General features: G+C 36.3%; 16 protein-coding genes and 1 pseudogene. 6 read left to right on the top strand and 11 right to left on the bottom strand.

Annotation, left to right across the window (positions count from 1 at the left end; all coding sequences use genetic code 11):
- Window positions 1-462: 462 nt before the first annotated feature.
- Window positions 463-882 carry a HEPN domain-containing protein gene (locus tag AC1DE7_RS14745; protein WP_477534679.1) on the bottom strand — a complete coding sequence of 140 codons (420 nt, stop codon included), beginning with the start codon at window positions 880-882 and terminating at the stop codon, window positions 463-465.
- Between the two features lie 192 nt (window positions 883-1,074).
- On the opposite strand from AC1DE7_RS14745, the gene AC1DE7_RS14750 reads away from it, so the two are divergent.
- The 6 genes from AC1DE7_RS14750 (at window position 1,075) to AC1DE7_RS14775 (ending at window position 7,746) form a co-directional block, all read left to right on the top strand.
- Window positions 1,075-1,422: a helix-turn-helix domain-containing protein gene (locus AC1DE7_RS14750; RefSeq protein ID WP_477534680.1), complete on the top strand. Its 348-nt coding sequence runs from the start codon at window positions 1,075-1,077 to the stop codon at window positions 1,420-1,422.
- Window positions 1,423-1,616: 194 nt separating this feature from the next.
- Window positions 1,617-2,711, top strand: a complete 1,095-nt coding sequence (dndB, locus tag AC1DE7_RS14755; protein WP_477534681.1) for a DNA sulfur modification protein DndB — start codon at window positions 1,617-1,619, stop codon at window positions 2,709-2,711.
- A complete protein-coding gene (dndC, locus tag AC1DE7_RS14760) occupies window positions 2,704-4,206 on the top strand; it encodes a DNA phosphorothioation system sulfurtransferase DndC (protein WP_477534682.1) in 1,503 nt (500 codons plus the stop codon). Before dndB ends, dndC begins: the two co-directional genes overlap by 8 nt.
- 17 nt (window positions 4,207-4,223) lie before the next feature.
- Window positions 4,224-6,224, top strand: coding sequence for a DNA sulfur modification protein DndD (gene dndD, locus AC1DE7_RS14765; RefSeq protein WP_477534683.1), 2,001 nt, complete (start codon window positions 4,224-4,226; stop codon window positions 6,222-6,224).
- A 2-nt stretch (window positions 6,225-6,226) separates the two neighbouring features.
- Complete coding sequence (gene dndE / locus AC1DE7_RS14770) at window positions 6,227-6,595, top strand: DNA sulfur modification protein DndE (protein ID WP_127547363.1); 369 nt, start codon at window positions 6,227-6,229, stop codon at window positions 6,593-6,595.
- Between the two features lie 17 nt (window positions 6,596-6,612).
- Window positions 6,613-7,746 (top strand): cysteine desulfurase family protein, encoded by a 1,134-nt coding sequence (locus AC1DE7_RS14775; protein WP_477534748.1) that lies wholly within the window; start codon window positions 6,613-6,615, stop codon window positions 7,744-7,746.
- Window positions 7,747-7,799: 53 nt separating this feature from the next.
- On the opposite strand, the gene AC1DE7_RS14780 is transcribed toward AC1DE7_RS14775, so the two are convergent.
- The 10 genes and pseudogenes from AC1DE7_RS14780 to AC1DE7_RS14825 form a co-directional block, all read right to left on the bottom strand.
- On the bottom strand, window positions 7,800-9,113 hold the full coding sequence (locus AC1DE7_RS14780) for a hypothetical protein (RefSeq protein ID WP_341343830.1): 1,314 nt from the start codon (window positions 9,111-9,113) through the stop codon (window positions 7,800-7,802).
- Window position 9,114: 1 nt separating this feature from the next.
- A complete protein-coding gene (locus AC1DE7_RS14785) occupies window positions 9,115-10,389 on the bottom strand; it encodes a DNA sulfur modification protein DndB (protein WP_477534684.1) in 1,275 nt (424 codons plus the stop codon).
- A gap of 64 nt (window positions 10,390-10,453) precedes the next feature.
- Window positions 10,454-15,679, bottom strand: a complete 5,226-nt coding sequence (gene dptH / locus AC1DE7_RS14790) for a DNA phosphorothioation-dependent restriction protein DptH (protein WP_477534685.1) — start codon at window positions 15,677-15,679, stop codon at window positions 10,454-10,456.
- Window positions 15,660-17,048, bottom strand: coding sequence for a DNA phosphorothioation-dependent restriction protein DptG (gene dptG / locus AC1DE7_RS14795; protein ID WP_477534686.1), 1,389 nt, complete (start codon window positions 17,046-17,048; stop codon window positions 15,660-15,662). The genes dptH and dptG overlap by 20 nt, the downstream gene beginning before the upstream one ends.
- Window positions 17,049-17,052: 4 nt before the next feature.
- The gene (gene dptF, locus AC1DE7_RS14800; RefSeq protein WP_164783227.1) at window positions 17,053-18,834 is read right to left on the bottom strand and encodes a DNA phosphorothioation-dependent restriction protein DptF; all 1,782 of its coding nucleotides are present in this window, start codon (window positions 18,832-18,834) and stop codon (window positions 17,053-17,055) included.
- Between the two features lie 309 nt (window positions 18,835-19,143).
- Complete coding sequence (locus tag AC1DE7_RS14805; RefSeq protein WP_164783228.1) at window positions 19,144-19,290, bottom strand: hypothetical protein; 147 nt, start codon at window positions 19,288-19,290, stop codon at window positions 19,144-19,146.
- 13 nt (window positions 19,291-19,303) lie between these two features.
- Window positions 19,304-19,645, bottom strand: a pseudogene (locus AC1DE7_RS14810) (NgoFVII family restriction endonuclease); the annotation flags it as partial.
- A 257-nt stretch (window positions 19,646-19,902) separates the two neighbouring features.
- A complete protein-coding gene (locus AC1DE7_RS14815) occupies window positions 19,903-20,382 on the bottom strand; it encodes a hypothetical protein (protein WP_127547379.1) in 480 nt (159 codons plus the stop codon).
- A 15-nt stretch (window positions 20,383-20,397) separates the two neighbouring features.
- Window positions 20,398-21,582, bottom strand: a complete 1,185-nt coding sequence (locus AC1DE7_RS14820) for a WXG100 family type VII secretion target (RefSeq protein ID WP_218034857.1) — start codon at window positions 21,580-21,582, stop codon at window positions 20,398-20,400.
- Window positions 21,583-21,835: 253 nt separating this feature from the next.
- Complete coding sequence (locus tag AC1DE7_RS14825) at window positions 21,836-22,498, bottom strand: hypothetical protein (RefSeq protein WP_127547383.1); 663 nt, start codon at window positions 22,496-22,498, stop codon at window positions 21,836-21,838.
- Window positions 22,499-22,549: the final 51 nt, after the last annotated feature.

Here is a 22,549-nt window from a genome sequence, read left to right on the forward strand (position 1 = left end):
CTTCATAGGTCCTAATTCAAAGGAAATCTTCTTAATCTCTTTATCTAATAGAAAATGATCAACAAACACACTAACGGGCACAACGTCAACAATGCCGCTGTAAAACTGATCTGTGCCGCGACTCGTCCTCCGGTAAACTCTTGCCGTGAAAAGAACATCCAGATCGAGAGGTACGTAGCGCCTAGTGGGAATGAAATTATCCCGCTAAACGTACTCGGTTCCATATACCCAATCATCATGCTTTTACCAATTAGGATTAGAGTAACCAATTCCAATATAGATAATATGAAAAACGCGATAGCAATTACTCTTTTCAATATGTACACCTACTTTCCAGATGCAAAGCAAAGAGCATCCTTTGTAATCTCTGCATCATATATCCTTTATTTGGATGATGTCATCTTGTAAGCGTAACATAGATAAATCAAACATTTAACCCAAATGATCAATTAAAAAAACATCTTACTCTGATGAATCATCCTCCAATCGAGTGGCTAACTCGTCCAATATCTCTTCTGTTCGTTGAAGAAGCTTTTCAATGTTGTCCAGTTCTATTGGCTGGTCATGTGGGTAATCTGCTAGGGATGATATATGTTGCATCGTACCGATGAACAAAGCGATATCCAATCCGGGTTCAGTGTCCGTATGCACTAGTGGCAAGATTTCGTTCATGGTAAGTTCCTTGGGTGGAAGTACTGAGTGATACTTATAGATATATAGCGCCTTGATCATGGAGGCTAGAGCCCAATCGCAGAGAATGAGGCAGGCTTTGAACTGATTGTGATTACGCATAATTGCAGCAAGTTTGATGTGATACTGGGAAAGTCGTTGATATTCAAATTCATCATTCTGCCGATTCGTGTAGGAGTAAGCGTGATTCAAGGTAATCAACTCCTCAATATTTTAGTTTAGAATCCACACTACATTTGAACACTCTGCATAATTTTTTTAACTTTCGGGCAAGATACAAACAAATATTACTACATAGTAGTTTTAAATACAAATTACTTATTATCTATCGATTAATTAACGATGATTCTTTCTCTACACTTCTAATTAAAGAGAGGTGTTCATATGTCCGAACTTTTAGAATTAGTGGGCGCGAGAATAAGAGATCTAAGAAAATCTAGAGATCTGTCTCAAGAAGCATTAGCTGAAAATGCGGGGTTTAATCCAAGTTACATTGGTTTTATTGAACGAGCAGAACGAAATATATCTTTGAAAAATCTTGAAAGGATTGCTGCCGCTTTAGATGTCGGGGTATTTGAACTGTTTACATACGTTAAGGAGCGTGAAGATCTCTCGCAGGATGATTCCAATATTACTAAGATCATTTCTCTATTAAGAACCCATGAACCTAAGCACATTTTAATGGTGCTTAATATAATTACTGAAATCTTCGATACTTATGATAAAAACTAAAATAACGAGGAGCACGCCGATCGTACACGACCGGAATGTTACCTCGTTATTTTCATTATTCCTTCATCTTTTATTCACGTAATTACGTACTATATTTACTTTATTATGTAATTTAGACATTGAACATTTGTTCGTCTTACGATAAAATCAATATACATTCTACGTTATTACGTACGTAAAACAGGGGGATGCCTATGAACTTCAGTTATAGTTTTCCAGCGATTCGCGGGATTCAAGCTGGAAGAGATTTTTATACAGTAATGTGCCCATTAAAATTAATACCCAGGATATTCCTTTTTGATGAAGAGGAAATTCCGGCCGACCACCGTGCACAACGTTTAATGAATAAATCAAGAATTCCGGATATTACGAACTATATTCTTGAGAATCCTAAAGATTATATTTTCTCTTCGTTAACTGCATCAGTAAACGGCGAGCTAATTTTTCAGCCACAATCAGAAGAGTTTAAGGATCTTGGTTATTTAAATATTTCTTTAGATGCTCAATTTCTCATTAATGACGGTCAACATAGACGTGCAGCTATTGAAGAAGCTCTCAAAATTTCGCCTGAACTTGGTGACGAAACGATATCCGTAGTATTCTTTCATGACCTTGGACTTCTGCGCTCTCAGCAAATGTTTTCGGATTTGAATCGTCATGCAGTGAATACCACATCTTCAATCGGAATTCTATACGATCACCGTGATCAACTATCTTTGATCACTAAAAGTTTAATTATTGAAATTCCTTTATTGGAGCGATATACGGATCGTGAGAAAGTGTCGTTGTCCAAAAACTCTCCTAAATTGTTTGCTCTGAATCACATTTTCAATACGATCTGTAAACTGTTAGGTAAGCGCAAAGGTGAGTTAATCTCAGAACCCGAGAAAAAATTTGTTTCTGAGTTCTGGGCTCTACTTTGTGTTTCTATATTGGAATGGCAAGATGTACTCAATAAGCGAACCTCGCCAAGAGATCTTCGTATTGGTTCGGTTGTAGCGCATGGTGTATTTCTCGAAGCTATTGGTATAGTCGGGCACTATCTTTATCGTTATCATGCAGATCAATGGGAATTGTACGTAAAAGAACTATCCAAAATCGACTGGAGCCGCGATAATAAAGCGGATTGGTTAGGCCGTGCTTATGGACAAACCGGACGTATTAACAAGACAAATGAGACCATTCAATTGACTGCAAATCTCATAAAATTTAAACTAGGGCTCCCCTTAACAGAAGCCGAGCAGAAAATTGAAAATAAAATAAAAGAAGGTACATCTACTGATGTTTAATATATTTAATACTGGAAGCAAGTTCGTTGAAGCCAAAGAACTAGTCAAAGAAGTCTATTTAGCAGATGAGAAGCCTTGGGTCGTAGGTTTCAGTGGGGGAAAAGACTCAACGGCAGTTGTACAACTAGTCTTTCAAGCCTTATCTGAGCTAGAACCTTCTCTTCTGAAGAAAAAAGTGTACGTCATTTCATCAGATACTCAAGTAGAAACTCCTTTAATTATAGACAAAATCACGCGAACTCTTGGACGCATACAAAATAAAGCACTCGCTGTAGGTTTGCCTATTGAAACACACAAGGTACGTCCAAAAGTTGAGCAAACCTTTTGGGCCTCTATTATTGGAAAAGGTTATCCTACTCCTCGTCAAAAGTTCAGATGGTGTACGGATCGTTTGAAAATCGAGCCTGCTAACCGCTTCATTCTTGATAAAGTAGATCAGTTTGGTGAAGTGGTTATGTTACTAGGAGTTCGAGATTCCGAAAGTTCTACAAGAGCAGGAGTAATGCAGTCTCATACTATAGAAGGTTCAAATTTAATGCGTCACTCTACACTTCGAAACGCATTTGTTTTTGCTCCGATTCGCTCCTACACTCTTGATGATGTATGGGAATTTTTATTGCAGTATGAGTCACCATGGGGTGATGATAATAATGAACTGCTTCAGCTCTATCAAGATTCAAGTAGTGAATGCCCGCTCGTGGTAGACAAAGAGATAAAAGAAAGTGCAGGTTCTTGTGGAAACAGTCGTTTTGGGTGTTGGACATGTACAGTTGTTAATGAAGATAAGGCGTTAAGCGGATTTATTAATAACGGTGTAGATTGGTTACGTCCATTATATGATTTTAGAAATTTCCTTGTTCAAATACGTGAAGACCGTACGAAAAGACAAAAACATCGTATGAATGGCGAAGTCTATCTGACAACAAATTTAGGCGGAATAGATCCTGATAACTTGAGTCATCCGAGAATCTACAAATCTGAAATGAAGCATTATATTGAAGAAAATAAAATTAACCTTGCTTCTGTGGAGGAATTGGATATTTTAATCGTTGATGATGAGAATCCAGATGCTCTTCCTAAACGTTTTGGTGTAGGTCCTTTCACAATGAAAGCTCGGGAAGAAATTCTTCGAAAATTATTACAAACTCAAGAAGAAATTCGCCAAATGCATGACCCTAACGTTGAATTAATCACATTTGAAGAGCTTAAGGCGATTCGGAAATATTGGCATGACGATCTACAGTGGGAAGATCGACTTCCTCTGATCGTCGAAGAAGAAACAGGTATAGTTTACGATTGGCATCAAAATGATCGTCCTGTATTCAAAGAAGACCAAGTTACCGATCTTGAATCTCTTTGTCAAGAAGAAGGAGTCAACCTTAATCTTCTTAAAGAATTAATATCTGTTGAGAAAGAATACTCCGGTGTAAAAGTAAGAAGAGGACTATTCCAGGCATTTGATAAAACACTCAGACAAGATTTCTTACATTTATAAAGGTGGATAAATAATCGATGCACATTCAAAAACTGGCTCTCCGAAATATAGGTGCTTACCATGGAGAGCTCAATAAATTTGATTTCCGTACAATGGCTAACCGTAACGTAATACTACTTGGTGGAAAAAATGGTGCTGGTAAAACGACAATACTAGAATCTTTAAGAATCGTTTTATTTGGATCTATGGCATATGGTTTTGTTACTGATAATGAACCCTATTATCGTAAAATTAGAACATTACTGAATCGTAAAGCAATTAATGAGAATGTGACTGACGCATTTCAGATTACTCTTGATTACAGTTCCACTGAGGATTTCGAATTACATGAATATTCATTAGTAAGAAGCTGGAGAATAAAAAATGATCGTATTCGTGAGAGTTTTGCAGTTAAACGTGATAATCAATTCTTATCTGCTCAACAAACTTCTGATTTCCAGAGTCGATTACGTGAAGAAATGCCTCCAAAATTATTTGAACTTTGCCTTTTTGATGGTGAGGATATTTCGCGTATTGTTTCTGAAGAAAAAATTCCAGAGTACTTGAAAGAGTCAGGTAAGATTCTATTTAATCTGGATTTATTCGTAAATTTGGAAAAGGATCTGAACACATACCGAATACAATATGCTCAGCAAAATGCCAGTGCAGCAGAAGAAGTTGCACAATTTGAGAAACTTGAGATTGAAATCGATCAACTCAAAACAACAATTGAAGAAAAGCAACAGTTCTCAATTCTGTACTCAGAAGAGATCGACAACTTAAATGATACAATTAAACAGGATAAAAAAGATTTCGAAATTCACGGCGGATTACTTCAAGAAAAAAGGCAAGACGTCGTTTCTCGGATCAATATGATTGAAAACAAACGAAAAACAAATTCAGAACATGTTCGTCATTTTGTTTCGTCCCTTCTCCCCTTTTTCATAGCAAGAAAACAGCTCCAGCAAGTTGATCATCAGTTGAACGCAGAGAAACAATATGAGTCATATGAATATGTTGCGAACACAATCGAACAAAATAAACTGACTGCGCTTCTTAGTGCTAGTATTTCAGGAAACAAAGAAATTGCTAGTTCCGAAGCAAAAGCTGTACTTGAAGGTATATTGAATTTAATCAAACCCGATCAAGCGGAATTAATACATCGGGCATCGTTTGAACAACGTAGCGAAATTCATAATTTGAATAAACAACTTGAAGGACTTAACATCATTAATTATGTTAACCGATTTGATGAAAATGCTATGTTGTTAAAAGAAGCCCAGGAACTAAGAACTAAATTAGAAATGAATGATCAGGCCAGTGAGTTTAAAGAACTTCTTGGACGAATCGAGCAAAAAACAAAACAAGTTGAACAAAACAAGATTTTAATAGAACAACTTGGGTCTGAAATTCAAAATCTTTCTGAAAGCTTGCACGCTAAACTCTCTCAAAAAGATAAAGTAGAAGAAAAAATTAGAGAATACCATAAATCAGAAAAATCGTATGAAATGACTGAGAAATTGTTGACAGTTAGTCAGCGCTTTAGAGAACGGCAGTGGCGCAAAAAACTTGATGATGTAGCTAATGAAACTGTACGTATGATTGATGTTCTTTTCCGTAAAAAAGATTTCATAAAACGAATTCATATAGACCATACCACTTTTGAATTAAAGCTATTTAACCTAATGAATCAAGAAATTTCAAAAGAGCGCCTATCTGCTGGCGAAAAAGAAATGCTTATGTTAACGGTCATACTAGCGATGTTTAGAGTATCAGGTTGGAAATTACCTTTTGTGTTCGATACCTTAATGGGTAGACTTGACCAGGATCACAAAAAGTCACTTATTCAACATTTTATCCCTCGTTGCGGAGAACAAGTCCTTATGTTTACAACTGATTCTGAAATAACGTCGGAACAGTTTCCTGTGATTGAAGAAATTACAACACGCTGTTACACCTTAGAATACGATGCTTCTCAAGAAAGCGCAGTAATCGTAAAAGACCGCTACTTTGATATCATTAGAGAGGCGGTACAGTAGTTATGAATTTTACTTTAAAAACATCAAAATATACTAAAGAGACTCTCACGCAACTCCATGCTTCCACCGGAATCACGCCTAATATTCTAATCCGTTACGCTGTTGCTTTATCTCTTAGAAATACTACTCAGATTGTGCCTATTACAAAAGATTTTACAGACGGATTAGTGTTGAACCGTAGCACCGTTACCGGAGAGTATGACTATGCCTTTCGTGCAATGATTACACAGGCCGCAGGTCGTGAATTAACAGATGAGGAGTTTTTTCCTGCATATTTTAACGCTCACTTGGAACGTGGAATACGATTGTTAGCTTCAGAGTATAAAACGGCAGGCAATTATGAGAAATTTATTCGTAACTTGTTATCTTAACGAAAGTAGTGATCTCAATGTTATATCTGGATAATAGCGCTACAACAAAGATACACCCTGACGTTTTGGAAGCAATGCTCCCTTATCTCCAAGAGGAATACGGTAATCCTTCCAGCAAATTTTATTCCCTTGCAGAGAATGCTAAGAAAGCTGTGGCTACCGCTCGAGAACAAGTTGCACAACTATTAGGATGTGACCCAGACGAGGTTGTCTTTACAAGTGGTGCTACTGAAAGTAACAATATGATTATTAAAGGTGTAGCTGATTATTACAGTCATAAAGGCAGCTCTTCTAATTATTTGCTAACTTCTTCTGCTGAGCATCCGTCTGTACTGGAAACAGTAGAATTTTTGGGTGAACGCGGGTACAAAACGAGGTTACTTGATGTCGATACTTTTGCAAGAGTGGATCTTCAAAATGTCAAAGAAACAGTTACTCAACTCCAGCCTCTTCTTACTTCATTTATGTGGGGAAATAATGAGATTGGGTCATTGAATCCGATTGGTGAAATTTCTAAATTGTTTACAGCTAATAATTTATTCTTCCACACTGATGCAACTCAGGTTATAGGTAAAATACCAGTTAATTTGCGGAAGCATAGTGGAATTCGATTCCTCTCTATGTCAGCACACAAAATAGGCGGCCCCAAAGGAATCGGAGCCGCCATCATTCGGAAACAATCTAAAGAGATTTTCACTCGCTTAACGCCCCTACTTCACGGAGGAGGACAAGAAAACAACTATCGGAGTGGAACTTTGGCTGTACACAATATTGTTGGATTGGGAAAAGCTGCTGAGTTAGCATCTCAGAAGCTAGAGGAAAACGTCAAGCGTCTAACTCAATTAGAAAACTATCTTGTTGACTTACTTAAGACTAATCTAGGTAACAAGATTGCTTTTAATAGCGACAATCACGACAAAATCCCAGGATTAATTAGCCTTCAATTTATCGGAGTAAACAATGAGTTGTTGCTGAAGAAATTATCTAGCTTCATCGCACTTTCTTCCGGTTCGGCTTGCAGTTCGAGTAAACCAAGCCACGTCCTAAGTGCCGCTGGGAAAACATTGGAAGAAGTTCGTCAGACAATAAGAATTACGTTGAGTGCTGATATAGGCGAAGCTGAATTGGACTTATTTAGTGAGATTAAGTAACTCTCGTCACGAGTTAGAGATTAGTTCATGGTTCTCTAACTCGTGACCTTTTATCAGTTTTGTTTAAAAATTTTATTCAAAAGTTGATCGACGTCATTTTTCATGGTGAACATTGCTCCTTCTAACTTCTTTAGTTCATATTTCTCATCATATTCACTCAATAACTTCTCTAGTTCTATGAGATTATCATCTATCTTTGACAACAACTCCTCATCACAGAAAAGTTTATTACCATATTCCTTAATTTTATTTAAAATAAAAGGGTTCATCTTAAGATGTTCTAAATCGAGGCTATCGCTGAATTCGGAGAATTTCGATAATATACCAACAATTTCGAAAAACTCCACATATGTAGCTTCATGAACTTCCAAGATATGCTGAGTTCCTCTACTGTTAAACTCCAACTTCATTCTACAGAATGAAGTTCCTAAACTCGGAAAATGAGCTATGGAAAGTTTCAACTTATCATTTCCTAGCACGAATTCTTTGTCTGAATTCAATAAACTCAATAAAGTTATTTCAGTTCTTATTTTCTTCAACACTGAAGAGGCTAGATCCTCATACTTTACAAGATCACTCTTTGTCATCAAGCAATGATTGTGAGCCCAAGGATTCCTGAAATTGTAAAGCTCTCCCCACTCTTTTGCTAGATCTGAAGTGATATGTTTGTACAATTCGGAAACTTTAAGTTCTGTTTTTTTAGAATATGTTAGCTCTTTTATTTTATTCAACTCATCTAACATAGTATCTATGTCATCCCGTGTGCCACCGATAGCATTATTTGAGGTCAATACATCTTCAATAATATTCAATCTGTCGGAAATGCTAGAACTAGAAAATCGTATTCTTTCTTCCACAAAATTTTTCAAATGGACAAAATCTAAATTATCGAGTGGATTATCAATTAGATCTAAAATATTATCTCGATTAATCGTTCTATTCTTTTCATTTTCCTTATTGTGGAAATAATCTTTATACCAAGTTGCTCCTTTTGCCTTTAAGAAAATAATTTCTATTAAGGTACGAAACTCACGTTCTAATACATATACACTTTCAGAAATTTTTCTCATATAATCAATAGTTTGGTTATCATAAATAATTGAAATGTAATCACAAACAACTTTTATTTTCTCTAAATATCTTTTTTTATTTGTATCAAACTTCTTTTCTTTGTTATCTTTCGGATACATTGTAATAAATATTATATTACTATCTTTATCAAGTAGAACTTGAAGTTCTTCATTAAAATTTCCGGTCTCAAATATATCGTGTAAAGTCTTCTCACTATAGCCTGGTTTACACGAAACAACCAGACTTGTCTGAAATTCTTTATATCCCATTAAATAACTCTTCTTAGTCTTTGGCATGTCACTCTTCCTTTCTGCTCAATCTTAAAATCTCATCCATTATTGTTTGTTTAGTAGCTGCTATTTCTTTAATTGCGTTAATATTATATTCAATGAAACCCTCTTTATTTGTTATTATTTTTGTGATATATTCCTCAAATATTTGTTCGTCGTTTACATGTCCAATGGTAGATAAAGTTAAAAGTTTTCTCTCATCATAAAACGCTTCGAAGATTTTTTCCATAATCTGCTGGATGATAAGGCTATCTCTTATCTGTTCAGAATATGGTTGGAGTAAGCTATTAAAATAAAGATAATTCCTTAATGATTTATATACATCTTTCCGGACATTCTCCACTCCTGCATATCTAATTGGCATTCTGTTAATCATTTCATTTAATGAACTTGTAATAATTCGCTTTATTTGGTCCATGAGGATTTCTTTATCCTCTACTCTTGCTTGTAATTCATCTTGACTCTCTCTTATCCTGATTGATAAGTTTTCAATTAATGCTCTTAAAGTGATTTTCTTCCTATAAAAACCTTGCTCATCTGGCTCAAGAGAATTAATTAATTCGAAATAACGAAGCCAATATTCTTCAATTATTTTATAGTATCCTACCTCTTGATAAATTAGATCCCTATCACAATCAAACCAATCTTTTAATAAAGGATATAAGATGAGATTTAATTCTCGAATACAGTCCGTCATATGTAAATATACTATTTTCTCCCTTGACTGTTTTTCATTCCATTCTATGCAATTAAGAAATATTTTATTGTTTGAGATAAACTTTAATCCCAACAGATTTTCCAATTTGGGAGCAAATCGTTCCGAGACATTGCTCTCTACATTTTTTGGCGTTTCATTAATCATATAAAAAAGATCTCTATGCTGATAATCCTCTAATCCCTCAACAATAAAAATGGGAAGTTCCATTCTATTCAGTAAATCTTTTTGCTCACTTCCTATTTCATTCATAAGTGAAATGATTGCTTTTATTCTGTGTTGCCCATCAATAACAGTAAAACTTCCCCGCTTAACTTCCAAAACATTTTGATCTTTATATGAAATTACAGCTTTGCTATTAAGTATAGTGGGCGGAAAGAATGTTGCTGGTATATCATTTAAAATATACTGTTTTATTTTATCTACTCTCCTCTCATCTATCTTTCTATTCATTGAGATATCTGATCGAATATCCACTATACTTTCCAGTTCCCTATATCTTACTTTACCAATATAACACATATGATCATTCCATTTATAAGGTACAACATCAAGCTTTACTCCCATATAATTCCCTCTCTTCATGTTCTTATTTGGAGTTGTGCTTAAGTAGCACAACTCCATGGTATTATTACAATTCCCAAAATGCCTTATCCCGCATCCAAACCGGTTGCCCTGATCCAGCCTTCACAATACTGTAATGTTTTTGAAGCGATTTAATCCGGCTCATAATATTATCCTCTTCTAACTTACTCTGAGTGCTAAACACCATTCGAATTTCCTTGGCAGACATTTCGGACACATTATGCACAATCCAGGTCAAAATGTAATTCGCATAGTCGTTATCTGATGTTGAAAAATGGCTCAAGAACTGTGTAGATAAGATTGTGCCTACACCGTACTCTCTTCCTTCTTTCAGAATCTTTTTAATCGAAGTAAAGTCTTTACTGAGGAAATTATCCGCCTCATCAACTAAGATCATTCGCGTAATTTCACGATAAGCTCCATCAATTGCACTATGTCCAAACATTTGCATTTGGTTGTAGAAGACATCAAGTGTAATGGATACTACAAGGTTTTGAATACTCTCACTGTATCCAGACAAATTAATTACCGTGATCCCATCAATCATGTCGAACAATGAGATAGTTTTGGAGGAATCCGTTTCAAAAACTTCGGTTTCATATAGCTCTTTCAGTGCCGCATACAGGGAATCAATTTTAGAATTTTCTTTGCCAGCATAAAGTTCGTATATATCACTCATAGTGGGGGCGGGTAAATTCCAAGTCATGGGATCCCCTTTTATAATGCCTTTATTGGCGTATGCCTCCATCATTAAATCCTTCAACGTAATTGCTTGAACTTGTCCAAGGTTGAAAGACCTTACAATTGTGTCTGTAAGAGAGTTACTTGTATGAAGGGGCAATAAAGGTTTTATTGGTTCTGCCATATACAAAGATAAGGGATTAAACGGCAAATGATATAGATTATATACCTTAGCATTTGTTTTTTCAGTAAAATCAGGCTTGATATAATCACCTTTATAATCAAAAATCAAAATACCTATGGGAGTTTGATTCACGTTATCATAGCTATTACGACTTAACTGCGTAATCAATGATTTCGTGAATTGTGTTTTCCCCGTTCCCATCGTTCCAATGATTCCTGTATTGGTGTGCATAATCTTATCCGTTGAAGTAGGGAACCATTTAACATCTTCATTCGAAGTTGCATTATGTCCGAATAAAACTTCTAGTGGTTTGGTCGTTTCTTGAGAATCTACAAATCTCTGAGAATCCATATTATTTGTTTCTAAATCACTTAAGTTCTCATCCGATTTAAGCGCAGTGGCTGCCACTTCATCCAATCCGGCTCCATAATGTTCACTATTTTCAGCAACAAGTAATATCGATTCCTCACTATCTTGTGCTATTTCATAACGTTTAGAAGAATTATATAAATTACTCAGCAATTGCTCAGGGGACAAATCCCCTTGATTACTCTGTATATATTCCTTCATCTCTTCAACACTCTTGAGTATAAATTCATAACCACTCTGTTCAGGATAGTCATAAACCATCACATTATCGTTCATTTTGATATCGGTAAATACGACATCCTTCTTAAATGAGATTACTGAACCTTGACCAATATACTGATCTAACGTATCTACAATCGTATAGTTATCATTAAGAAGACGTTCGCGAACATCATGGTCCGTAATTTGACTCCATGATTGTTCAGGCCACACTGAATAGAGCTTCATTTTCTCCGCACTTGCAATCGCTAGTTGAATAAAGAAATTACGATATAGTACAGCTTGAAAATTTTTCTCATCCCCTGTTAAGAACTCCATTAATAGCTGCTTAGTTTCTTTTACTTGTTTTATCGCTTTATCTTGCACGTTAGCACCGTTATATCCTATTTTGACCTCAATGGGGTAAAAGTGAACAAACATCTCTTGGTCAGAAGGTTCGACACCAATCAATAACAGATCATCACTATAAGAACCGAATCTACCCAATTTTTTAGCAGAAAATAAACCTTCGGATTGTCTTAGGCCAGTCCCACCTGAAATTCTAAGAATTTCTTCCATTGAGATTGGAATCCATATAATATTGCTGTGTGCATATGCAGCAAGGGATAGTTTAACTGCAGAAAGAATACTGATTTTTTCCTTTGGAAAATAGTTCTTCTGAGCCAAAAGACGAAGTAGCCAATTGCCATTAATAGCATTAAAGAAATTGATAATTGGAGGCAACACATGATCGTCTACATACAGCCTCTGATGTCCAAGGAATTCTTTAATTAAACGCTGATATTGTTTAGATCTTCTGGTAACAGTTATCGCATCAAAACCACTAGAGGATGTATATTGATCACTGTAATGAATAACTAGCAACTCTTTTTTAGCATCACTATTCTTGAAAAAACTCAAGTCTACTTTTGGCTCAATAAAAGTAACCCAATGGGCTGAATCGTAGACTTGATCTAGTTGCTGTTTATGATCTGCAGAGATCGCAGTAACAATATTAATATCCTCTTGGTAATTATCAAGAGTTCGGGCAACTCTCAGTAAAGAATTTAATTTCGGTACCATTTTCAATAGTGGAGCTTCTTGTGTCGGATAATATCTCGTTCCGAATCCCGTTTTGTAATCTTCGTTGATGAATACAGAAGGAATACCTGAAACAAGTCCGAATAATGAAACTCCCGTAATAATCTCCGAAGCATTGCTTGTAGCAATCTGCTCGATTTTATTCATCTGATAGAAAGTAACATGACTGTACTCGTAACGATCCGTATCCACATTTTTAGAATAAAACTTCACTTTGTCTCGGAAAACATTTAACAATTCTTCTGCGTGATATCCATCCAATTCCAGTTTGAGATTGAACTGTTTGGCAATCTCTTCTGCATCTGTATATTGTGACATCTCCTCAAAAACATTGTTGATTCCTTTTTCAGCATAGATGTGAATTTCAATAGGGAGTAGGTTCCCTTTTTCCAAGTTATCTTTAAGTTGCTTCTTGTAGTATTCAAAAAGACCTTGAAGGATTTCCTGACAGTCTCCCATATTAATCGTATTAATTTTAAGCGGGGCTCGACGATCTAATTCAAAAAGATATCCAAAATGACCAGTAAATTCTTCAATTTTTTCTTGAACCAATTTATTCACAAAGGTTTTGGATGACTCGAATCTTGGTAAACTTTGATCCATGTAAGAAGCCCACTCATACGAATCACTCATCTCAATTGCCTTATACAGTTTGGAAGTGAAATTAACATACGGTAATAGATTCGTAGATCTCATGGAATGCAACAGCTCATCATTGATTGACTCGTCACCAACCAATTGATTTAATTGTAATTGGTAAGCCAAATGTAGAGGATGTAATGGTGTAAATAGCCATTCTGGGTTTATATGATTTTTCTGAATCGTTCCAACTAAAACAAGATCTCTTTGGGTCTGGTTTAATGACTGACCGTTTTGTAATTGTTCAAGCTCCTGTAAATACACATCTATATAGTTACGGGCTAGCACAGTATAATCTTCATCGAAATAGGCTAAACTTGGGAGTAAATCGTTAGTTCTAAAGTATCGTAATAAATCGCAATATGCCTCTTTTAACGGTTCAGAAACTGAAATAGCTTGCGGAACAATCTCTCCTAAGTTATCTTCGAGAAAAAACAAATGATTGGTTTCTAAGAGTTTGCGTTCCCTCTCTAAATTACGTTTGAATTCTCCTTGAGCAAAAGTCTCCCTCGTTCCTTGCACGATCTTCATCTTTTCATTCTCTATGCGATAGGTAAAGTGCTCTTGCTTTTCACGTTTCAGCTTCCACACGCTAAAACCACCAATAGGAACAGGTCGTTCAACTAAATCTTGCACAGCAAATGGAATACTTGTATGAGGAAGCTGGATGTTAAAATAAATCATTTCTTCATCACTATTATTTTCATCATTGCGAGAAACAACTAATTCCTGTTCCTCAGTAATGTCAAATGTGCTGTGCGATTCTGTTAAATTAACTTTGGTGATTTCTGAAGCATCCTTATTGAAAAACCAATGTTCCGCATCTGAATTAATTAAAAGATACGAACCCTTGGATTTTGATAACGTAATGGCATAAGACGTTTGTATCGTCTGAAGAAGCTTGGACTGTGTCTCAACCACTGTAATTCTAAATTCATAGGCTGGAGACACCTCTGTCTTGTATTTCACACCATAAAATGTAGTCTGTCCAACTTCATGTTTTAAGTGTACGCGGATCTTCTTACCTGCTTGTTCCACCTGTATTGGCTGTTTAATTTTAGTTTCATTGATATACTGATTTTTGATAAAATCATTAAATGTAAACTCTAATGAGATATGTTCTTTTTGATCAGGATTGAATACGATAATGTTTCGTTTACGTTGCTTACTCTTGGTCTCGCCATCGGCTCTCTCCCAATACTCTAACCCTTCCAAGGTCAACTTCTTACCAGCCTCTACATACTCCAAACCTTTTCCTTCTAATTTTTTCTGATTCGATCTTCTTACCAAACCAAAATCAACATCCTGCCACGTTTCAGACTCGGATAAAACCTTGATCCCCTGATCATCAAAATGCCGCTCCAGGCTGACCTCAGCAGAACCATATTGATGGGCTATTTCAACGTCACTATATAACGAATGGTTTTCCTTTAATCTTTCTTTAATTTCCTTAAGAGTTCTAGGAGTATTGAAAAGCTCTGCATCATAAAAAATCCCAAAGTTTCTATATTCATGCTTATTCAATTTTTCATTGTTCAGCACAGTAAGTATATTCTCGTAGTCAAACAAGTTTACTCTCTCATGAAGTCCCTGTTGAGCTTTCATGGACTCAATCGAGAAGTTAAGAATTTGCTTCTCTTCTGAGGATAGATTCGATTGCTTCATCATTTCTTGCAAATCTTTTTCAATTGAATCAATATGAAACGGCATACCTTCTTTTGCAAACGAAGTCATTCCCTGAACCAAACTATCTAAGTTTGAATTGTGGATTAAAAGCATAGCCAAATCTTTAAAAGGATCTTCATGTGTGCCAACTTTATTCCGTAATGTTGTAAGAAAGTCTGGCGTGATCTCCTCAATATTTGATGCGATTAATACCTTGGACTGATCATAATTTAAAGTGTGCGATTGATAGAATCCATCCTCAGTTGACATTGAGAACGGACTAACTCGATTAATGTCCTTAATTTGATTTACTAGATTTACGACTTGTTCTTCACGTTCAAATTGAATATGATATTTTTCTCCTGCCTGAATATTGACCTCGCTCAAAAAACGATCTACGAGATGAGCAAGATAACTATAAAAATGCTTTGACATAAATAGCATCCCCACTATCACTTTTTTTCTCTAGCAAATTCAACTTTTCAAAATACTCAATGATGGAAACTTGAGTATCTCTATCATAAATAATTCCTCTCACTTCGAATTGTTCAAATAGTTTCTTCAATCTGATTTTAGGCTCATCTTTAATGATAACTTTAGTAAAGAATAATAAATAATCTGTATCCAGAATTAACATCTTACCTGATCTCCCCCTAGATTTGAGGAATGTTCTCTGACAAAAATGAGTAAACCACGTCTTATATTCGTTATACGGTTTGGAACGAAATGAATTATTAAACTGGTAATCAATCATTTGAAATAAAGCAGATAATTTATTTAATACAGGCAGGTCATAAGTTTCAGGATTTAAGTTCATTTGACTCCACTTTACATCGGATAGTCCCTCACGATATTGTTCACTCAACTTATCTACATCTTCTTCGACCGCAAGAGTTTCTTCATATGTACCTGAACGAAGTATTTCGGAGATCTCTTGATAGGAAAGTAACTTCCCTACTCCTTCAACTGAAATATTAAGCATTTTCAGAAAATTCACATGAGTAAACATACGATTAATCGATCGCTCAATGTTTTTCCATCCGTATTCGTAACTAACTCTAGTTTTCGATAGTCTTTCTTCTTCTTCAAATGTAAAATAAATGGGCACTATGCTCTTCTCGTATTTGGCAAACAGAGTTTCATTTCTACGAGACATTTGAGTCATATAGAAAAAATAATAGTAAGATAGAAGTTTCTCAAATTGTTGAGTGAATAAATCCTGTTTCGTAGAAAGCCATTCAAAATCTACAGCAAATAATTCAGAGATTTCTGGTAATAACACAGCAAACTTTCGTGATTGTGCCTCCTCACTTTTCAACTCTGGTAAAGCTTTGAATATTAACGAACTCATCAAATCATCCGTCTGATGTTCTTCTTTACTGATTTCCCATGCAGCTTTTTCATTCCATAAAACCGCATAAAGAAACTCGGCCAACTTTCTGTTCTCGTTCTCAACTGTATTGATATAATAAAGTGTCTGAGGATGGAATAAAAATAGTTGATTGTTTTCGTCAATGAATAAAGTTTTAATCATCTGCTTGAATTCATTTTTTTGATTTATATCTTTGAACTCAATGGATTTTAGTACATCTTCGACTAGTTGATCGGGGTTCGCTTCTGAGGACATTTTCTTTTGCCCAACCAGACGCAAAAACTCGCCTACAACTTCCTTAAGGTTGAATTGCATATCTTTAAATTTTGTGTTGTAAGGTAAGAGTTCAACAGGAATTTTGGGGTTATGCCTAATGGAAGAATCAAATTTGAACTTGTCCTTAATGGTTTCTAAATCCAACTTATACTCCATATTTTCACATCTCCGTATATGAATATTGGTCGAATAACTCATCGTAAGTTAGTCTATAACGCTGGGACTTGCCGAACTTTTTACTTTCAAAAATAAGCTCATTTTTGTCGTTTCCTTTACTACTCAACTGATCTATGAATTCAACAAACTTGATATATTGGAACTTGTCTTTCTTATTCGGTCGATAACCATTCTTGATTCGAATCAACAAGGAATATAGTGAGAAATCAATATCGATTTCGACCGGAGTTCCGCCTTTGGGTCTGAAAGCAATCGTTAACATTGGAAGAAATTTCATTAATATCTCTTCTACTCTAGATTCGACTCGTTCAAGCGCTGGTTCGATTTCGAGCTTCTGTAAAGCGTAATAATGCGTCTGTGGTTGTCCAATTTGAACATATATAAGTCCGCCATGTCCCTCACCATTCCATTTATATATTGCATCACGAACGTCTTCTCTATAGAGCTTGGATAGCATATTCCAAGATCTTCTATTCCAATGAAATAAGTAATTCATGTATTGATCATAGACCTGATCTTTAAATGAGTCGTGTTTTTCTTTTGGAACTAAATAGTATAAGTATACAAATAACTTAACTAACTCATTTCTAAATGGAATACTCTTTTTGTCTTCTTCTTTCCACGGGGAGTGTGGAACAAGAGATTTTGCAAAATACGGCGCCCTATTAACGTCAATATATAGGCTAAACAAATATGCACCGTCTCTTCTAGATTTAAAATCTATCAAATGCTGATCAAGTAACTCAGTACGATATTGTGTTGGATTGATATGATTTATGGCTTGATGTATAGCAGATGCATCTTCACGATCAAATAGCTGAAAAGGAAGTAGACATGACGTATAAGATTGAAAATCCTGATGTGTGATTAATTCCATTAACTTCTCATGATCTACATTATCCATTGAGGAGGGAACAATTATATTGTATATAAAGTCCAGCAGAGCCCGAGTCGAAATAATAAGCTTTTCTTTTACCATCGCTTGAATCAATAAATCAATAATTTTGTCTTGAATATCCTCATATTGTAATAACTCATAATTTTGAATAATAGGATTTTTAAAAACAACCTCGGGATGTTCAGCCTTCTCTCTTAGATAAGCCTCATAGAACGGATTCTGTTCTGTATCCTGAGTAATTCTTTGTAAAATTCCTCTAATGTAACTGGAACGAGGACCATGTTCCGTTAGCTCATACATGTGATAATCACTGAAATTCACATATTTGAAAATGTGATCATCCTGAGACACTTCCTCTGTAATTACAGACTCCATAATTCTCTTTGCATGTACATATTCTCTAAGCCGAGTGAACTCCTTTCCTTCCTCTGCATCAATAAAGTTATTCAGAGCGCCCAGATTAATGGCTAAAACAATGGTTATAATCGGACCCGTTCCAATCTCTTGATCTGAAAACGGCTTTAGTACCTTGGCCAACGTTTCAATTGAAGTTTTCCGAGGAGAGAAACTCTCCGTTGCATCATTATGTAAATAAAATCGTTCTGGATCGGCTAAAAAATCATACTTATCTTTTAAGTAAGATAAGATATGTGATTTACCATCGCCCACTCCGCCACACACCAATATTAACTGTGGTTCATTTGTTTGATTGGCTTCTAAAATATAGTTTTCAAGTTCCTTTTCCACCGGTCTTTGAACATGCATATATTTTTTAAATTCACTAAATCCCTCAAGATTCTCTACAGCTTCCTTCGAAGACTGCTTACAGCGCTTAAGAACATCAATGAAATGAGTATTTGTAGACATGCCCCATCCTCCAAACACATTTTTATAAATCTCCACAAAAAAAGACATAGTTCTCCTGTAGGAACCATGTCTGTCATCATACGCTGTTTACTGTGTAATAGACCATGCTTTGGTCCCGCATACATAAAGTTAAAAAAGGAAGCACTAATCTACAATAAATGACTATTTATAGGATAAATATACCACACTTATGGTTCTTAAGGTACAAAATTAAGATTTATAGGTATTATTTCCAAGCGGCCTACGCATGTTTGAATATGATTAGAACAAAAGCCTGCTTAACATGTCCGATTTCTTTATAGTACTCTGTCAAACAATACACTTATTCGCCACCGCCACCATCTTCGTAGGTATCTCTTCCCGCAACCGCCACACAATGCACATCGGTTTGTTCCCCTCATGAATTACATAATCCGCTTCGCCCAAGAAAACAAATGGAGACGTATAGTCTTGCACTTCCTTATACTCCCGCACGAATGCTGTTCAGCTTGGAATACACATGGGTCAACACTTCCCCCTGCTCATCCAGTTGCAATTCGTTGTACTCTTCTTCCCCCAGTGTGCCTTTCAGGGTAGCAATAATCTCATTACACGTTCGGATCTGCGCCAACACTGCTGGCTTATCTTCCGTCTGTTCCCATACAATCTTGAGCGCTCACCGGGTCACCGCCGCCAAATACGTGAACAGCAGTTTACGTGCTTCCTCTGCATCCAGCTTCTCGGTGCCAATGTTATACACATCCGGGTCCAGCGCCGAAATCTCATGCTTGGTGATTGTGTTGATAAGCTGTTCATATATGCCTTGTTTCATGAATGTACCTCGCGAGAGTTAGGAAGGTTGTGGATAGTTCTCTATGTATATGTAGCTGAAAGTTGCTTCTTCTATATTATCGACCAATCTGTGGAAGATTTCATTAATTGTTTGATTTCATAGAAAAAGCACCTCTACTTGTGGTCTGGTAGAAGTGCTTAATGATGTGACTTTAAATCGTGTATAGATGTGCGCAACTCATATCATCTTTTCACTGTATCACTTAGGATTATAAGTTAGTATGACAGTCTTCTCTCTTAGTTTGAAAATACGGTTACCATCTTATCTTTAATAAAGATTGATAAATAATCGCTTGTTTTTTGAGTTTGAATATCAGCACAAAGGCTAGTTATCTCCTTTTGAAGTACCAAAAGCGCGGCTGGAATAACAAAAATGTTCATTTTCTTTATATTCAGACCCTTATCATCAATTTCAATCTCGATTCTCTTTATATCGTCGTCAGCACGCAAAATATCACCTAGACAATAAACAATCTTGTCTTCTCTATCCTCCTTAACCACTTTTTCTCCTAATAACCCTAAGAGAACTTGATAATTCGGATCTCCGTCTTTAAATATATTAATTAACTCAATGATTAGGTCATTCAGAGAAATATTTCTTAATTTCTCTTCCATCCTCTCTCTTGAATCATCTAGAAACCACGATTCGAGATCCACTGGTGTATCGTCTATTATCCCGGGAACATAGGGCTTAGTGTAAAGAAATTCTTTATTCATTGTTTAACCTACCTTTTAATGTTTTGTATATTCCCCACCTATTTTTTTGGCAACTCTGTCAAATAGCATATCCCACACTGCATCTTTATTACCAGTTTTGAAATATTCTTGTGCTTTTAGATCACTTCTTAGCTCTTTTTGAATATTAGCGAATATAATTCCTATGTCTTCTGCATTTTCTTTCCAACCTTCTGCCCCTCGTTTCATACTCAAATTAGTACCATTTGGAGAAACAGCTCTTATCTCAGCCATATTAAAATCTATTGCAGTGGCTATATCCTCAAGACTGAAAGGCCCGTTAGTTGGATGGTTATGAGTAAATACCGTATCTTTAGCTACATCTTTATGGTTACTTATATTTATAGACTTTTCAGTACCAACAACCGTTTCTCCTATTAAATTACCATTCTTATCAAAAAATTGCCCGTGTTCCAAGGGTTTATTTCGAATTTGATCCTCAAACTTATTAACAGATTCTAAATAATGAGTTCTACCCGTCCTTTTATTTCCTTCCCCATGCCCCGGCTTTCCTCCACCCGACCCACCCAGATCGGTATGCTTATCATCCATCGAACGAAATGCTTTGCCAAACAATACATATGCTAGAGCCTGACCTGTCATCGCTCCACCGTAATATCCTGCTCCACTCTCATCAATCTGTTTCTTCTGCTCATCCACAAATTGCTCTATATCAGACCTCGCCGTTCCCGTACCCCAAGCGGTATCCCATGCAAACTGAATACCTCGCCCAACGTCTACAACTTTGCCCACTGTCATGGCATATGCCACACTGCTTAATGTACTGAACGGCTTATCGAAGAAAGCTTCTGCCGTCTGGCCCATTCCCGTTATTGTTTCCCCTACTGATTTATCAAGCAGCCCTACAGCGAAATTGCGCTTCAGCTCCTCTGGGATGTACAATGCCACCTCGCCTGAGCCATCCGTTGTTCTGAAGTTCTTTGCGATAAACGTAAACTCTTTCTGGATTTCGTCCAACAGCCCGAGTGTAGTCGGGAACACTTCTTTTGCCTGCATAAAATCCCAGAAGAAACGCTCTCCGGTCACACCCGACCAATCGGATTGCAACATATAGATGGATTTCTCTAGTTCCCAGACCATTCGCTCCAGTTCCTGTTTCTTCTGCTGGACCAATCGAGCTTTCTCGTCCAACACATCGGGATGTACCTGAATACGTTGCATCCTATCTTCACCGCCAACCTGACCATAGTTTATGTACCTAAATTTTAACAAGTGAGAGTGAGGATTGGAATCAAACGGAAGGATCATTTCCTCGTTAAAGATGCAGTAGGCAGGAAACATTCACTAGCCAGATATTTTGCGTGTTAGTGCACTTTGTATTTAGGCAAAATGACTGTTTTGCCGGCGTATAAAGCTGATGAAACGATTAACTGACTTCCACCCGTTCGATCCGGTCAGCTCTGCAGATATTTCTTCATTCGTACCTTGGATTTAATGCGTCTCTCCAAACGTCATCACCAACGAAATCTACATTATTCTCTTGAAAATAATTTCGGGTCTCTTGCTCCAGATCATTCAAGATTTGGGGCCAATCATTTTCGTTAGTCTCCTTGGATTCAAAATCCCCAACAATGTTCAGCCATCGCTGGTTTAACTGCTGATACTCCTCGATCCTGGCTTTAAGTTCAGGTGTTACAGGATAACTGGTTACATCCAGCCTCTCGAACGTCATTCGCATACGTTGAAGTGTAGGGGGTAATATGTCATCTAGACCTAGATCGTTTGTGAGCAAAGCTGGGGGTTTTACCAGCCAGTTGGCTTCTTCGCTGAAACTTAGATTCATTAAGTTATACTTATCCATAATCTGCGTCATATCTGTAAAGTTGTAATAGAGCTGGCTGCCTTGTTCTCCATCCTCCACCATCTCGTTTGTTATTTTCTCATTCTTAAGTATTTGGTCGAATAAAATATCATTATCTATAATCGCACTTTTCGTATCAACCATATCTTGTCGTACATTCATCGTTAGATACTGTTCATACATTCTTTTTTCTTTATAAAAGCTATAGGTTAGAACAAGCAATAATGCTAGGCCAATGCAGCATCCAATCATTACAAATCGTTTCATTGATATCATAGCAATTTGTTCTCCTAAGTTTTTAATAGTAAGAAGCACCTCTACGTTTGC

The sequence above is a fragment of the Paenibacillus sp. 10L310 genome (genome assembly GCF_056395745.1).

Coding starts and splice junctions, on each gene's coding strand:
- AC1DE7_RS14815 (WP_127547379.1), bottom strand. CDS start 20,382: ATGAATAAAGAATTTCTTTACACTAAGCCCTATGTTCCCGGGATAATA.
- dndB (WP_477534681.1), top strand. CDS start 1,617: ATGAACTTCAGTTATAGTTTTCCAGCGATTCGCGGGATTCAAGCTGGA.
- dndE (WP_127547363.1), top strand. CDS start 6,227: ATGAATTTTACTTTAAAAACATCAAAATATACTAAAGAGACTCTCACG.
- AC1DE7_RS14775 (WP_477534748.1), top strand. CDS start 6,613: ATGTTATATCTGGATAATAGCGCTACAACAAAGATACACCCTGACGTT.
- AC1DE7_RS14780 (WP_341343830.1), bottom strand. CDS start 9,113: ATGCCAAAGACTAAGAAGAGTTATTTAATGGGATATAAAGAATTTCAG.
- AC1DE7_RS14825 (WP_127547383.1), bottom strand. CDS start 22,498: ATGATATCAATGAAACGATTTGTAATGATTGGATGCTGCATTGGCCTA.
- dndC (WP_477534682.1), top strand. CDS start 2,704: ATGTTTAATATATTTAATACTGGAAGCAAGTTCGTTGAAGCCAAAGAA.
- AC1DE7_RS14820 (WP_218034857.1), bottom strand. CDS start 21,582: ATGCAACGTATTCAGGTACATCCCGATGTGTTGGACGAGAAAGCTCGA.
- AC1DE7_RS14785 (WP_477534684.1), bottom strand. CDS start 10,389: ATGGGAGTAAAGCTTGATGTTGTACCTTATAAATGGAATGATCATATG.
- dptF (WP_164783227.1), bottom strand. CDS start 18,834: ATGTCTACAAATACTCATTTCATTGATGTTCTTAAGCGCTGTAAGCAG.
- AC1DE7_RS14750 (WP_477534680.1), top strand. CDS start 1,075: ATGTCCGAACTTTTAGAATTAGTGGGCGCGAGAATAAGAGATCTAAGA.
- dptG (WP_477534686.1), bottom strand. CDS start 17,048: ATGGAGTATAAGTTGGATTTAGAAACCATTAAGGACAAGTTCAAATTT.
- dptH (WP_477534685.1), bottom strand. CDS start 15,679: ATGTCAAAGCATTTTTATAGTTATCTTGCTCATCTCGTAGATCGTTTT.
- dndD (WP_477534683.1), top strand. CDS start 4,224: ATGCACATTCAAAAACTGGCTCTCCGAAATATAGGTGCTTACCATGGA.